The organism is Actinomadura napierensis (assembly GCF_039529375.1).
In the GTDB taxonomy this organism is placed as follows: Bacteria; Actinomycetota; Actinomycetes; order Streptosporangiales; family Streptosporangiaceae; genus Spirillospora; species Spirillospora napierensis.
On the sequence record NZ_BAAAMR010000051.1, the window covers coordinates 55,970 to 71,011 of the forward strand.

A 15,042-nucleotide genomic window follows, 5' to 3' on the forward strand; every position below is an offset into this window, starting at 1 on the left:
GACCCGGCGCCGCCCGCGGGTACGCTCGGGGACGATCTTCGGGAGGTGCCCATGGCAGGACGCGAGCGGCTGCTCGTCATCGGGGGCGACGCGGCCGGGATGAGCGCCGCGTCCCAGGCCCGCCGGCGGCGCGGAGCGGACGACCTGGACGTCACCGTCGTCGAGCGCGGGCATTTCGCGTCCTACTCGGCGTGCGGCATCCCCTACTACGTCGGCGGCGTGATCGACGACGCGGACGAGCTGATCGCCCGCACGCCCGCCGAGTTCCGCGACCGCGGCATCGACCTCCGGCTGTGCACCGAGGCCACCGAGATCGACCTCGACGGGGCGCGGGTGCGCGTCCGGGACGCGGACGGCGGCGGCGAGGCCTGGGAGCCCTACGACCAGCTCATGATCGCGACGGGCGCGGTGCCCGCACGCCCGGACCTGCCCGGCGCGGACGCCGAGGGCGTGCACGGCGTCCAGGTGCTGGACGACGGGATCGCCATCCGCCGCGTCCTGGAGCGCGACAAGCCGCGCCGCGTCGTCGTGGTGGGCGGCGGCTACATCGGCCTGGAGATGGCCGAGGCGATGGTGACGCGCGGCCTCGACGTGACGATCGTGGACGGCGCCGAGCAGCCGATGAGCACACTTGACCCGGACATGGGCGCGCTCGTCGCGGACGCGGTCCGCGGCATCGGCGTCGACCTGCACCTCGGCGACCGGGTCGAGGGCTTCGACACCGGCCCGGAGGGGCGGGTGACGGCGGTCCGCGCCGGGGGCCGCACGATCCCCGCCGACCTGGTCGTCCTCGGGCTCGGCGTCCGTCCCGGCGCCGACCTCGCCCGCGCGGCCGGGATCGAGACGGGGCCGACCGGCGGGATCGTCACCGACCGGCGGATGCGCACCCGCACCGAGCGGGTGTGGGCGGCGGGCGACTGCGTCGAGAACCGCCATCTCGTCTCCGGCCTGCCGGTCGCCATCGCGCTCGGCACGCACGCCAACAAGCAGGGCCGCGTCGCGGGCGTCAACATCGGCGGCGGCTACGCCACCTTCCCCGGCGTGGTGGGCACCGCCGTCTCGAAGATCTGCCACGCCGAGGTCGCGCGGACCGGGCTGAACGAGCGGGAGGCGGCGGCCGCCGGGTTCGACGCGCTGAGCGTCGTGGTCGAGTCCACGACCCGCGCCGGCTACCACCCGGGCGCCACCGTGATGAAGACCAAGCTGATCGCCGAGCGCCGGTCGGGCCGGCTGCTCGGCGGGCAGATCGTCGGCGAGGAGAACGCCGCCAAGCGGATCGACGGCCTGGCCATCGCGCTGTGGAACCGGATGACCGTCGAGGAGATGACCGGCCTGGACCTCGGCTACGCGCCGCCGTTCTCGCCCGTCTGGGACCCCATCCTGATCGCGGCCCGCAAGGCCGCCGAGCTCGTCGAGGAGGACATGCGCCGCTCCCCATGACGCCGGCTTGATCGTTCCGGTGCCGGTTTGTCGGTGATCTCCCCTACGGTGCCGTCATGAGCACGACGGACTCCGCGGCCGACGCCCGCCCCGACGAGAACACCCTGGTGATGCCGGACGCGTGGCTGCGCAGGCTGCACCCCCGCCGCGACCGGCCGCACGCCTGGCCCGCGGTCCGCGCCGACCGGAAGGCGGCGGCCCGGGCGCGGGAGCAGATGGACGGCGTCCGGTCCGGTGTCGAGGAGGTGCTCGCGCTGCCCGGCACGCCGCCGGAGGTGGCCGCCGCCGCGCGCGCCTACCTGGGCGGGGAGGCGGAGCCCGTCGGCGCCGCGGCGGTCGTGCTCATCACCGCTCCGCTGCACGGGCAGCACGGGTACGGGCAGTCCAACCCGTACGTGGACGCGTGGGTCGAGGAGCACGGGGTGCCGTTCGCCGCCTGCGCCTACACGGCGCTCGCGGGGCTCTGGGCCGATTTCACCGTCGCCGGTTCCGCGATGAAATGGAACGGCGTCCGGCGGCGGAAGCCCGACGAGGGCTTCTGCTGGTGGGTGGACGAGGCCACCGCCCGGCGGCTGCGCGCGATGCTGGCCGTCGCCGACGACGGCACGTACGGCGAGGCCGTCGAGGGGCTGGCGCGCCACCGGGGGAGCACCCTGCAGAAGATCGTCGTCTCCTACCTGGTGCCCGAGCGGACGGAGTGGTTCGCCGAGCTGTGCGCCGACCCGCTGGGGACGCGGTCCGCGGTCCATCAGGCGGACCGCTGGATGCTCCTATGCACGTTCGCGGGACGCGACCACCTCGACCTGTTCAAGCTGTCCCTCGACTACTCCACCCGCGGCCTCGGCATCATCGCGAGCCTGGTGGACGGCGCCGGGCCGGACGCCGTACTGGATCTTTTGACCGAGTCCCTGGACGCCCCCTACATCGACGGCGACACGGCGCGGACCCAGTTCGACGCCCTGGCCGTCCTGCCGGTGGACGCCGCGTTCCAGGCCCTGCTGGACCGGCTCGACCGCAAGTACGCGGGCCCGGCGGCCCTCGCGGCGGCGCGGCGGTTCCCGGAGCGGGCGCTGCGGCTGCTCGCCGCCGAGGCCGACCGCCCGGCGGCGGCCGACCTGCTGTCCGCGCACGTGCGCGCCGAGCCCGCGCTCGCGAACGAACTGCTCCCCGCGCTGCCCGAGGCGTCCCGGGCGGCGGTCCGGGCGGCGCTGGACGCCGGCGCGCGGATGCCGGCGGCCGATCCCGCGTCGCTGCCGCCGCTGCTGGTGGACCCGCCGTGGAACCGTCCCCGCGCGAAGACCAAGCCGGTCGTCATCAAGGACCTGCCCGCGCCCGGCACGCGGGTGATCGCGTGGCGACCGGGGGAGCGCGAGGAGTGGACGGTCGACCTGCACCACTACTGGCGGTGGGCGGAGCGGCTGGAGTGGCCGGCGCAGGTCGCGAAGTTCCGGAGGGGCGAACTGCTCGACCAGATGCAGCCGATGCTGTTCGTCGAGGGGCCCGAAGAGCTGATCCGGCCGCTGCTGGCCGGCTGGAACCCGCCCGAGCCCTGGTACGTGGACGACTGGATGCGCGTCGTCGTCGCCCGGTTCGAACTGGACGCCCTCGACGCCGCCGTGCTCGCGGCAGGGCGCGATCCGGCGGGCGTCGGCGCGATCCTGCTGCCGTACGTGAGCGACGACGTGGCCCGGCTGATGGCGGACTGGCTCGTCCGGCTCAAGCAGGCGAGCCGGACGGCCCGCGCCTGGTTCGCCCGGCACGGCCTGGCAGCCGTCCCGGCGCTGCTGCCCGGTGCACTGGGCAAGGCGGGTGCGGAGCGGCGGGCGGCCGAGGGGGCGCTGCGGTTCGTCGCGTCCCAGCACGGCGCCGAGGGCGTCGTGGACGCGGCGCGCGCACACGGCGACAAGGCCGCCGACGCGATCGAGGCCCTGCTGGCGGTCGACCCGCTGGAGATCCTGCCCGCGAAGATGCCGGCGGTGGGCGACTGGGCGGACGTGCGGCTGCTGCCGCAGATCCTGCTCCGCGACGGCGAGCGCGCGCTTCCCGACGCGGCGGCCGAGCACGTCCTGACGATGCTGGCGATGTCGAAGCCCGGCGAGGTCTACGCGGGGATCGCCGCCGTCCGCGAGCTGTGCGACCCGGCGTCGCTCGCCGAGTTCGGCTGGGCGGTGTTCCGGCGCTGGGAGGCCAACGGCGCGCCGTCCAAGGACGGCTGGGCGCTGACGCAGCTCGGATGGCTCGGCGACGACGACACCGTCCGCCGCCTCACCCCCGTGATCCGGGCCTGGCCGGGCGACGGCGGCCACGCGAAGGCGGTGACCGGGCTGGACGTCCTCGCCGCGATCGGCACCGACGTCGCGCTGATGCACCTGCACGCGATCTCGCAGAAGGTCAAGTTCAAGGGGCTGCGGACGCGCGCGCAGGAGAAGATCGCGGAGGTCGCGGCCGGGCTGGAGCTGAGGCCCGAGGAGCTCGCCGACCGGCTCGTCCCCGACTTCGGCCTCGACGACGCCGGGACGATGACGCTCGACTACGGCCCGCGCCGGTTCGTCGTCGGGTTCGACGAGCAGCTCCGGCCCTACGTCGCCGACGAGGACGGCAAGCGCCGCAAGGCCCTGCCCAAGCCCGGCGCCAAGGACGACCCGGAGCTGGCGCCCGCCGCGTACAAGGCGTTCTCCGCGCTGAAGAAGGACGTCCGCACGGTCGCCGCCGACCTGATCGTCCGCCTGGAGACGGCGATGGTGCGCAACCGCCGCTGGTCGCTGACCGAGTTCCGGGACCTGCTCGCCGGGCATCCGCTGGTCCGGCACCTCGTCCGGCGGCTGGTCTGGATCGCCGTCGAGATGGACCAGTACAAGAGCATCACGTTCCGGGTCGCCGAGGACGGCACGTTCGCGGGCGCGCACGACACCGCCCTGAACCTTCCCGAGACGGTCGTGGTCGGCGTCATGCATCCCGTCCACCTCGGCAAGACCGATCTGGTCGCCGCGTGGTCGGAGGTGTTCGCCGACTACGAGATCCTGCAGCCGTTCCCGCAGCTCGGACGTCCGGTGCACGAGCTGGCCGACGAGGAGCGAAAGAGCGGGCACCTCGCCCGGTTCGAAGGCGCCACCGTCCCGGTCGGCCGGCTGCTCGGGCTGACCAAGCGGGGCTGGGAGCGCGGTGCGCCGCAGGACGCGGGCGTGGAGTGCTGGATCTCGCGTCCCGCCGGCCCGAACCGGCACGTCGTCATCGACCTCGACCCCGGCATCGCCGTGGGCGACCCGGACACGCTGGGCGACCAGACGCTGAGGCAGGTCTGCCTGTGCCGTCGCCAGGACGAGCTGTGGATGCACCACGGGAACCCGCTGCCGTTCGGCGAGCTCGACCCCGTCACCGCGTCCGAGGTCATCGCCGACCTGACCGCGCTGACCGCCGACGCCCGCTGAGAGGGAGCGACATGAAGGACGCGCCGCCGGCCGCGCTGCCCGCGAAGCTCGTCGACCCGCCCTGGCTGCGCAAGCCGGCCCCGGCGAAGACCGCGGCCGGGCACCCCGTCGTGCCCGGTCTCGAACCGCCGGGCGGTCGGCACGTCGTCTGGGAGCCGGGCGAGCGCGAGCAGTGGGCGGCGATGCGCCCCTACGGCGGGCCCTGGGCGGACGGCGACTGGGAGCGGGAGGCCGAAAAGGTCCGCGACGGGTCGATGTACCTCCCGAGCCAGGCCGGGTTCCTGGCGAGCGCGCCCGAACCTCTCGCCCGCCCGCTGCTGGCCGCCTGGGAACCTCCTCCGGTGACCTGGAACTTCGACCATTCGCTGAAGCCGATCGTCGCGCGCTTCGAAGAGGCGGCGTGGGACGTGTCGGTCCGGATGGCGAAGGCGAACCCGTTCGGGACCGGGCCCGTCCTCCTGCCGTTCCTGGGGGCCGACGTCGCGCGGCTGATGGCCGACTGGCTCTACCGGCTCAAGTCGGCACAGAAGCTGTCCCGCGCGTGGTTCGCCAGGCACGGGCTCGGCGCCGTCCCGTACCTGGTGCCGGACGCGCTGGGCAAACGGGTCGGCCCGCGCCGCAACGCCGTCCACGCGCTGCGCGCCATCGAAGGCGACGTCGCGGAGGCGGCCCGCGTGCACGGCGACGAGGCCGCCCAGGCCGTCGCGGCGCTGCTCGCGGACGAGCCGGAGCAGTCCGAACCCGCCCACGAGCGGCCGAAACCGCCGGACCTGCCCCAATGGCTGGACACGGAGGCGCTGCCCCGGCCCGTCCTGCGGGACGGCGGCCCGCGCCTGCCGCCCGGCGCCGCCCGCAACCTCGTCCACCTCTGGGCGATGGCGCTGCGCCCGGACGCGTTCCCCGGCGCGCGCGAGGCCGCCGAGGAGACCGCCGCGCTCTGCGAACCGGCGTCCCTCACCGCCTTCGCCTGGGCGGTCTTCGAGGCTTGGCGGGACGCCGGGATGCCGGGCCGATCCGCGTTCGTGCTGCCCGCGCTCGGCCGGTTCGGCGACGACGCGACCGTCCGCCGCCTCACCCCGCTGATCAGGGAATGGCCGGGCCAGGGCGGCCACGACCGCGCCGCCGCCGGCCTGGACGCGCTCGCCGCGATCGGCACCGACCTCGCCCTCCTGCACCTCGACGGCATCGCGCGGAGCGGCCGGTACAAGGGGCTGCAACGGCAGGCGCAGGTCAAGCTGCGTCAGGTCGCCGCGCGCAAGGGGCTCGGCGACGAGCAGCTCGCCGACCGGCTCGTCCCGTCGTTCGGCCTGGACGCCTCCGGCGCGATGACGCTCGACTACGGCCCGCGCCGCTTCACCGTCGGGTTCGACGAGCAGCTGCGTCCCTCCGTGACCGGCGAGGACGGCAAGCGCCGCAAGACCCTGCCGAAACCCGGCGCCAAGGACCACCCCGCCCTCGCGCCCGCCGCCTACGCGGCGTTCGCCGCACTGAAGAAGGACGTCCGCGCCGTCGCGTCCCTCCAGATCGCCCGGCTGGAGACCGCGATGGTCGAGGGCCGCACCTGGACGCCCGACGAGTTCACGGCGTTCTTCGTCCGGCACCCGCTGATGTGGCACATCGCCCGCCGCCTCGTCTGGACGTCCGGCGGGACCGCGTTCCGGCTCGCCGAGGACCGCACGCCCGCCGACGTCGCCGACGACGCCTTCGACCTCTCCTCGGACGTGCGGATCGCCCACCCGCTGCCGCTCGGCGACGCCCTGCCCGCCTGGACGGAGGTGTTCGCCGACTACGAGATCACCCAGCCGTTCCCGCAGCTCGCCCGCCCCGTGTTCACCCTCGCGGGAGGCGAGGGCCGCGACGGCCGCCTCGCCCGCTTCGAGGGACTCTCCGTGCCCTACGGGAAGATCCTCGGCCTGACCCGGACGGGCTGGGTGCGCGGCCCCGCACTCGACGGCGGCCTCCAGCGGTGGATCTCCCGCCCCACCGGTCCCCACCACGTCGTGATCGACCTCGATCCCGGCATCGCGGCCGGCTACGTCGACCTGCACCCCGAGCAGAAACTGGAGCACGTCTGGATCGCACCCGCGCCCCGCGAATACGACCCGGCGTTCCCCATCGAGAACGGCTTCGCCGCCGTCGGCCCCGTCCTGCTGTCGGAGATCCTCGCCGACCTCACGCGCCTCGGCTGAGCGGGATCACGGGGCTTCGCTTGCCTCGTCCAGGGCGGCCAGGACGTCGGCGACGAGGTCATCGGTGTTCTCGACACCGACCGAGAACCGGACGAATCCCGGCGCCACGGCGTCGCCGCCCCACCGTCCCCTCCGCTCCGCGGAACTGTGCACGGAACCGAAACTCGTCGCCTGGTTGACCAGCCGCATCGCGCCGAGGAAGCGCTCCGCGAACGCCTCGTCCGGCAACGTGAACGAAACGACGCAACCGAACCGCCGCATCTGCCGCGCCGCGATCTCATGGGACGGATCGTCCGGCAATCCCGGATACCGCAGCCCGGTGACCTCCGGCCGTTCCCGCAGCGCTTCCGCGAGCGCCATCGCATTGACCGCCTGCCGGTCCAGCCGCAATTCCAGAGTGGCCAGCGAACGGTGCGCCAGCCACGCCTCCATCGGCCCCGGAATGGCGCCGACCGTCTTCCGCCACAACCGCACGCTCTCCGCCAACGCCGCGTCCCGTGTGGCCACATGCCCGAGCAGCAGGTCACCGTGCCCTGTCAGCGCCTTGGTGTCGCTGGCCACCGAGAAGTCCGCGCCGAGATCCAGCGGGCGCTGCCCGAGCGGCGTCGCGAGCGTGTTGTCGACCGCGACCAGCGCACCCTTCTCGTGGGCCGCCTCCACCACGCGCGCGAGATCGCACACGTCCAGATTCGGATTCGACGGCGTCTCCAACCACACCAGCCGGGCGCCGTCGAGCAATGCGATCTGCGCATCGCCCGCCGTCGGCCCCATCCGCACGACCGCCCCGTACGATTCGAGCCGCTCCTTCAACGCCCGCGTCGTCTGATAGCAGTCATCCGGCAACACCACCACATCACCGGACCGCACCTGCGACAACAGAACCGCCGCGATCGCCGCCATTCCCGACGAAAAGGAAATGACCTCGGCGCCGCCCTCGAGCTCCCCGATCGCCGCTTCCAGCAACGTCCACGTCGGATTGGTGTCGCGCCCGTACGTGTAAGGGCCCACCGGCTCACCCGGCAGATGGAAATGCGCCGCGAAGACCGGCCCCGGCAACGGCGGCGCGTACTTCTTCGCAGGCGGCCTCCCCGCCCCCACGGCCAGCGTCCCGTCCCCAAGCTCACGCGTCACACGTCCTCCTCTTCCTCGCCACCATCGTCCCGCACGCCTCCCACCAGCACGAACACGCCCCCGGAGGATCGTCCGCCCCACCACGGCGCCGGCCCCGCGCACGTCCGAGCACGGCCCCACGAGCCGCCCCGCCGAATCACGGAACCACGGCGCCCCGTCCACGACCACCACCATGACGCTTTCCCCGACCCGCGGAGCCGACCGGTGCGACACCCGAAGCAGCGGCGGCTCTCCAAACCGCAGTGCGACCGTCCACCCCTGCCAACTCGGCGGCCAGTGCGTCGAGGTACCGCACCGCGTTCACCGGGCCGTCCACACGACACCGCCGCCCACCCGCGACGCTTCCGCGATTTCACCGAGGTCGATGTATCCGCCGCACCCGACGAAGCTGACCCTCACCTGCCGGACGACACCGCGCGCCCCGTGCGGCAGGCCGCGCAGCGCCGCGCCCACGTCCCGCGCCACCGTCGCCGCGACGCACGGCTCGGACGGTGGCCTCGAGGGGCGCCGGACTGACGCGGGCGACCGCCCGCGCGGAAATGTCGGAGCGCCGCCCTACGCTGGCGGGCGCCGACATTTCCGCTCTTGGGGTGGTCCGCCGGGACGCTCCTCTACCGTGAGGCGACATGGACGATCTTCCCCCGCCGCCCGACGAGGACGCCCTGACGCTCCCGGCGGCCTGGCGGCGCAAGCTGCACCCGAGGCGCGGCGGGCTGCCCGGCCCGGCCTTCCCGATCGACGACGCGGCGCCCGGTGAGGCGCGCGCGCTGATCGAGATGCCCGGCGGCCCGGTGGGGGCGCTCGCCCCGGATAAGAGCGGCGCCCCGGATCTCGCGGAGGCCGCCCTGCGCCATCTGGCCGGGGAGCCCGACCCGGCGGGCGCGGCGGCCGTCGCGACCGTGGCGGTCCTGAACTTCACACTGCGGAGGGCCGACGCCCCCTACGCGACCTTCATCGACTCCTGGATCATCGAGCACGGCCTGCCGTTCGCCGCCTGCGCGGCGGTCGGGCTGGCCCGGACGACCGGCCAGCGCTCCGGGACGGACGGCCCCTGGAAGGGCGGCTGGGCAGGGGTGAACCGGGGGCTGAACGACGTGGGACGCGGGCCGCTGGCCGACGGCCTGCGCAAGGTCCGCGCGCTGCTGGCGGCCACCGACGAGCAGGTGTACGCCGAGGCGATCGACCGCCTGGCGGCGCACCGGGACGGCCCTGAGGCGCGGTGGCTGGTGTCCTACCTGGTACCGACGCGGAGGGACTGGGTGGAGGAGTGCTCCGCCGCTCCCGTCGTCAAGGGACGCGGCGGCGGCCTGCTCACGCTCGCGCTGGCCTCGCTCGGCGAGGCCGAACAGCTCGCCGCGCCCTACCCGGCGCTCGGCCTGCAATGGGGCGCGGCGTCCATCGACATCCTCGCCACGATGGCGGACGGTATCGGCCCGGGCCTCCTGCCGTTCCTCCTGGATCATCTGGACCGCCCGGCCCTCAACGGCGATGGCCGCAAGCGCGTCGCCAAGACCATCGCGCTGCTGCCGTCGGACGAGGCGTTCCGCGTGCTGCTGGAGAGGCGCGACCACAAGTACCTCAAGGCCGAGCTGGGCGAGGCGCTGAAGCGGTTCCCGGTGCGGGCGGTGCGGCTGCTCGCGGAGGCGGGCGAGGACGCGCTTCTCCAAGAGCACGTGCGGACCAGCCCCGGCGTCGTCGCGGCGCTTCCCCGCCTCCCGGACGATGTGCGCGCGGCCGTGGAGAAGGCCGCAGGGACGTCCGCACGAGTGCCGGAGGCCCCGGGGAGCGCCGTCCCCGAGATCCTGGCCGCGCCGCCGTGGGAGAACCCCCGGCAGCCGGTCGTCGCGGGCCTCACGTCACCCGAAGGGGCGATGCGCTGGCGCGACGGTGAGCACGCGGACTGGCTCGGCACCGACGTCGGTTCCGTCGGCGCGCCCCCGAGCGGCGACCCGGAGGCGCTGGCCCAGGCGATCCGCGAGGGCGGCGTCGGGTCCATGGCGCCGGTGGTGCACGCGCCCGAGGACGTCGTCCGGCCGCTGCTCGCCGGCTGGAAGGGCGTCGACCGCTACGACACCCCGCAGTGGATGAGGCGGGTCATCGCCCGGTACGGGCTCGACGCGCTGCCGCCGACGCTGCGCATCGTGAAGAAGAACCGGATGCGGATCGCGCTGCTCACGCCGTTCCTGCACGCCGACGTGGCCCTGTTCATGGGCGACCGGCTCAGCGGCAACGATGCCCATGCCGGGCGCTGGTACGACCGGCACGGCCTCGACGCCGTGCCGCACCTCGTCCCGGCGGCGCTCGGCAAGGCGAAGGCGGCGCGCCGCTCGGCCGTCCGGGCGCTGCGCCACCTCGGCCGCCGCGGCGACCCCGGGACGCGCCGCGCGATCGCGGACGCGGCCCGCGCCGCCCACGGCGACGAGGCCGCCGCGGTGTTCGGCGGGCTGCTGGCCGCGCACCCCGTCGAGACCGGCGAGACCGCCCCGCCGAAGCTCCCCGGCTGGGCGGCCCCCGCCGTCCTTCCGCAGGTGCTGCTGCGCGAGGGCGGCCGGGCGCTCCCCGAAGGCGCGACCACCCGCCTCGTCGAGCTGCTCGCCCTCCCCTCCCCCTACGGCCTGGAGGCGGTGAGGGAGGCGTGCGACCCGGCGTCGCTGGCGGAGTTCGGCTGGGCGCTGTTCCAGAAATGGCAGGACGCGGGCGCCCCGTCCAAGGAGGGCTGGGCGCTGATCCAGCTCGGCCGCACCGGCGACGACACCACCGTCCGCCGCCTCACGCCGGTCATCCGCGCCTGGCCCGGCGACGGGCGGCACGCCTACGCGGTGACGGGCCTGGAGGTGCTCACCGGCATCGGGTCGGACGTCGCCCTGATGCACCTGCACGGCATCGCGCAGAAGGTGAAGTTCAAGGGGATCAAGAACGAGGCGCAGCGCCGCATGCGGCAGGTCGCCGACCGGCTCGGGCTGTCCACCGACCAGCTCGCCGACCGGATCGTCCCCGCGTTCGGCCTGGACGACGACGGCGCCATGACGCTCGACTACGGCCCGCGCCGCTTCACCGTCGGGTTCGACGAGGCGCTCAGGCCGGTGGTCGCCGGCGGGGACGGCAAGCCTCGCAGGTCCCTTCCGAAGCCCGGCGCGAAGGACGACCCGGCCCTCGCGCCCGCCGCGTACCAGGCGTTCGCCGATCTGAAGAAGGACGTCCGCACCGCCGCCGCCGACCTGCTGCGCCGCCTGGAGGGCGCGATGGTCGCGCAGCGCCGCTGGACCCCCGCCGAATTCGGCGAGTACGTCGTCGGGCACCCCCTCGTCCGGCACGTGGCGCGCCGCCTCGTCTGGTTCGCGCAGGACGGCGGCGCCGTCACCTCCTTCCGGATCGCCGAGGACCGCACCTTCGCCGACGTCGGAGACGACCTCGTCGACGTGCACGAGAACGCCGCCATCGGTCTCGCGCACCCCGTCCAGCTCGGCGACGCCCTCGGCGCGTGGTCGGAGGTCTTCGCCGACTACGAGATCCTGCAGCCGTTCCCGCAGCTGGGCCGCACCGTCCACACGCTCGGTGAGGCCGAGCGGGGAAGCGAGCGGCTGGAGCGGTTCGAGAACCTGAAGGTGCCGCTCGGCACGGTGGTCGGCCTCGTCAACCGCGGCTGGGAGATCGGCGCGCCGCAGGACGCGGGCGTCCAGCGGTGGATCTCCCGCCGGGTCCCCGGGAACCGGTACGTCGTCATCGACCTGGATCCCGGCCTGTACGTCGGCGAGCCGGCCGCGTCCGGCGACCACCAGACCCTGGAGTACGCGTGGCTCGGCGCGGAGGCCACCGACCACCGGTACCGCTCCACCAAAGAAGCCCCGCTCCGCTTCGGCGACCTGGACCCCGTCACCGCGTCCGAAGTCCTCGCCGACCTCACCCGCCTCGCCGAAGCCGCCGCCTGACCCGGAACGGACACCATGCCTGAAGACACCGCCGACCACCAGAGACCGCCCGCGGAGGTGCGGTTCGCCGACGAGCTGGAACGGCTCCGCGAGCACGACGACGGGCCGCGCCCGCCCGGCTGGGCGCTGAGCCTGACCGGCGCGCGGCGCTTCATCGTCGGCGACGAGGCGCTCGGCGTGGCCCGCAAGTTCGTCGGCGACACCGCGCTGATCGACCGGGCGCTGGTCACCCTCGCCACGAGCCGCGGGCTGATGCTGGTCGGCGAGCCGGGCACCGCCAAGTCGCTGCTGTCGGAACTCATCGCGGCGGCGGTGAGCGGGACGTCCACGCTGACGATCCAGGGCGGCGCCGCGACGACCGAGGACCAGATCAGGTACTCGTGGAACTACGCGCTGCTGGTGTCGGAGGGGCCGTCCACGCGGTCGCTGGTGCCGGCGCCGCTGCTGACCGGGATGGCCGAGGGGAAGGCCGTCCGGTTCGAGGAGATCACCCGCTGCCCCCTGGAGGTGCAGGACTCGCTGCTGTCGCCGCTGTCCGACCGCGTCCTGGCGATCCCCGAGCTGACCGGGGCGGACGCGATGGTGTTCGCGCGCGAGGGGTTCAACGTGATCGCGACCGCGAACACCCGCGACCGGGGCGTCAACGAGATGAGCGCGGCGCTGAAGCGGCGGTTCAACTTCGAGACGGTGTTCCCGATCGCCGACTTCGGCACCGAGCTGGACCTGGTCGAGCAGGAGGCGGCGCGGCTGCTGGAGCGCAGCGGCGTCGGCGTCGCGCCGCGCCGGGACGTCCTGGAGGTGCTGGTCACCACGTTCCGGGAGCTGCGGAACGCCACGACGGAGGAGGGCCGGCCGATGGACCGGCTCTCGGCGGTGATGAGCACGGCGGAGGCGGTGTCGGTCGCGCACGCGGTCGGCGTGCGGGGCTGGTTCCTGCGCGGCGAGGCGGGCGGCGCCGCCGACATCGTGGAGTGCCTCGCCGGGACGGCCGCCAAGGACAGCCCGGAGGACCTGACCCGGCTGCGCCGCTACCTGGAGCGGCAGGCACCGCGGCGCGACGGCGAGCAGTGGAAGGCGCTGCACGCCGCCCGGCACCTGCTGCCCGGCTGATGGCCGTCACGTTCATCGGCGTCCGGCACCACAGCCCGGCGTGCGCGCGGCTCGTCCGCGACACGATCGCGCGGCTGCGCCCGGCGTACGTGCTCGTCGAGGGCCCTTCCGACTTCAACGGGCGGCTGGACGAGCTGCTCCTCGGCCACGAGCCGCCGGTCGCGATCTACAGCTTCTACCGGGACGCCGAGCGGGTGCACTCCTCGTGGTCGCCGTTCTGCGGGTACTCGCCGGAATGGACCGCGCTCAACACCGGGCGGGCCGCCGGCGCGGAGCTGCGGTTCATCGACCTGCCCGCCTGGCATCCCGCGTTCGCCGAGCGCGGCAACCGGTACGCCGACGCCGAGCGCCGCTACGCCGACGCCACCGAGCGGCTGTGCCGGGAGTTCGCCGTCGACAACACCGACGTGCTGTGGGATCACCTGTTCGAGATCGACGCCGACGACCTGCCCGCGCGGCTCGACGCGTACTTCGCCCTGGTGCGCGGCGAAGCGAAACCGGGGCCCGACGACTCCGCGCGCGAGGCGTACATGGCCGCGTGGATCCGGGCGGCGGAGGCCGACGCGGACGGACGCCCGGTCGTGGTGGTGACGGGCGGGTTCCACAAGCCCGCGCTCGAAGCCCTCTCGCGCGACGGCGGCACCGGCTGGCCGGAGGTCCCCGCGCCGGACGCGGACGCGGCGGGCGGCAGCTTCCTCGTCCCGTACTCGTTCCGGCGGCTCGACGCGTTCACCGGCTACCAGTCCGGCATGCCGTCGCCGGAGTACTACCAGCGGCTCTGGGAGGACGGCCCGGACGGCGCCGCCGCCGCGCTGATCGAGACCGTCGTGACGCGGCTGCGCGAGCGCCGGCAGGTGGTGTCGACCGCCGACCTGATCGCCGCCCGGACCCTCACCGAAGGCCTCACCCGGTTGCGCGGGCACCGCTCGCCCGCCCGCACCGACCTGCTCGACGGCCTGGTGTCCGCGCTGGTCGGCGAGGACCTCGACCAGCGGCTGCCGTGGACGTCGCGCGGCCCGCTCGCACCGGGCGCGCATCCGGCGGTCGCCGAGATGGTGGCGGCGCTGAGCGGGAACCGGGTCGGCCGCCTGCACCCCGACACGCCCGCGCCGCCGCTCGTCCACGACGCCGCCGCCGAACTGGAGCGGCTCGGCCTCGCGGCCGGCGGCCGGATCGCGCTGAAGCTGACCGCCGCGCGGGGGCTGGAGCGCAGCCGCGCGCTGCACCGGCTGCGCGTCCTCGGCATCCCCGGCGTCGAGCGCGAGTCGGGCCCGTCGACCGGCGCCGACCCGGTGCTGGAGGAGGTCTGGCACCTCGACACATCCGACCCCGACGGCACCCGGCTCGCCGCGCTGATCGAGGCGGGCGCCTACGGGCCGACCCTCGGCGACGCCGCGGCGGCCGCCCTGGACGAGCGGACGGCCGGCGCGGCCGGCGACATGGGACGCCTGGCGGAGGTGCTGTTCGACGCGGCGCTGTGCGGCTGCGCCGGGCAGTCCGGCCGGATCGCCGCGTCCATCGCCGCCGGGGTCGCGGGGGCGTCCGAGGTCGGCGACCTCGGCCGCGCGCTCGACGTCGTCCTCGGCCTGTGGCGCCACGACCACGTCCTCGGGACGGCCCGCAGCCCGCTGTTCGGCACGGTCATCGAGGAGTGCACGGAACGGATCCTGTGGCTCGCCGAAGGGATCCGCGGCGGTCCCGGGCCCGCCGACCGCGCCCGGCTGCAGGCGCTCGCCGCGTCGCGACGCGCTGCTGCTCGCCGCCGGAACGCTGCACGTGGACCGGGACGCGGCGCTCGGCGTCGCCCGCCGCGAG

At 74.8% G+C, this 15,042-nt stretch carries 8 protein-coding genes; 6 read left to right on the forward strand and 2 right to left on the reverse strand.

All coding sequences use genetic code 11. From position 1 onward, the window contains the following. The first annotated feature begins 51 nt into the window (after positions 1-51). From ABD296_RS26285 to ABD296_RS26295, 3 genes are read left to right on the forward strand one after another with little or no spacing between them, the layout of a single operon-like run. Positions 52-1,440 (forward strand): FAD-dependent oxidoreductase, encoded by a 1,389-nt coding sequence (locus tag ABD296_RS26285; protein ID WP_344272402.1) that lies wholly within the window; start codon positions 52-54, stop codon positions 1,438-1,440. A gap of 56 nt (positions 1,441-1,496) precedes the next feature. Then, complete coding sequence (locus tag ABD296_RS26290; RefSeq protein WP_344272404.1) at positions 1,497-4,868, forward strand: DUF4132 domain-containing protein; 3,372 nt, start codon at positions 1,497-1,499, stop codon at positions 4,866-4,868. Between the two features lie 11 nt (positions 4,869-4,879). Next, positions 4,880-7,057 carry a DUF4132 domain-containing protein gene (locus ABD296_RS26295; RefSeq protein ID WP_344272406.1) on the forward strand — a complete coding sequence of 726 codons (2,178 nt, stop codon included), beginning with the start codon at positions 4,880-4,882 and terminating at the stop codon, positions 7,055-7,057. Between the two features lie 6 nt (positions 7,058-7,063). Here the strand turns inward: ABD296_RS26295 and ABD296_RS26300 are convergent, their stop codons facing one another. Together ABD296_RS26300 and ABD296_RS26305 are read right to left on the reverse strand one after the other, a co-directional pair. Continuing rightward, positions 7,064-8,188 carry a cystathionine gamma-lyase gene (locus ABD296_RS26300; RefSeq protein ID WP_344272408.1) on the reverse strand — a complete coding sequence of 375 codons (1,125 nt, stop codon included), beginning with the start codon at positions 8,186-8,188 and terminating at the stop codon, positions 7,064-7,066. 300 nt (positions 8,189-8,488) lie between these two features. Beyond that, positions 8,489-8,653, reverse strand: a complete 165-nt coding sequence (locus ABD296_RS26305) for a hypothetical protein (protein WP_344272411.1) — start codon at positions 8,651-8,653, stop codon at positions 8,489-8,491. A 161-nt stretch (positions 8,654-8,814) separates the two neighbouring features. Here ABD296_RS26305 and ABD296_RS26310 point away from each other — a divergent pair, with 161 nt between their 5' ends. The 3 genes from ABD296_RS26310 to ABD296_RS26320 all read left to right on the forward strand — a co-directional run. Then, a complete protein-coding gene (locus tag ABD296_RS26310) occupies positions 8,815-12,117 on the forward strand; it encodes a DUF4132 domain-containing protein (protein WP_344272413.1) in 3,303 nt (1,100 codons plus the stop codon). A 15-nt stretch (positions 12,118-12,132) separates the two neighbouring features. Beyond that, positions 12,133-13,227 carry an ATP-binding protein gene (locus ABD296_RS26315; protein ID WP_344272416.1) on the forward strand — a complete coding sequence of 365 codons (1,095 nt, stop codon included), beginning with the start codon at positions 12,133-12,135 and terminating at the stop codon, positions 13,225-13,227. After that, on the forward strand, positions 13,227-15,042 hold a 1,816-nt coding region (locus tag ABD296_RS26320; RefSeq protein ID WP_344272419.1), incomplete at its 3' end, for a DUF5682 family protein. The genes ABD296_RS26315 and ABD296_RS26320, both read left to right, overlap by 1 nt.

What these genes read in the sequence shown, in the direction of transcription:
- ABD296_RS26290 (WP_344272404.1), top strand. Translation starts at nt 1,497, where the DNA reads ATGAGCACGACGGACTCCGCGGCCGACGCCCGCCCCGACGAGAACACC.
- ABD296_RS26310 (WP_344272413.1), top strand. Translation starts at nt 8,815, where the DNA reads ATGGACGATCTTCCCCCGCCGCCCGACGAGGACGCCCTGACGCTCCCG.
- ABD296_RS26315 (WP_344272416.1), top strand. Translation starts at nt 12,133, where the DNA reads ATGCCTGAAGACACCGCCGACCACCAGAGACCGCCCGCGGAGGTGCGG.
- ABD296_RS26285 (WP_344272402.1), top strand. Translation starts at nt 52, where the DNA reads ATGGCAGGACGCGAGCGGCTGCTCGTCATCGGGGGCGACGCGGCCGGG.
- ABD296_RS26295 (WP_344272406.1), top strand. Translation starts at nt 4,880, where the DNA reads ATGAAGGACGCGCCGCCGGCCGCGCTGCCCGCGAAGCTCGTCGACCCG.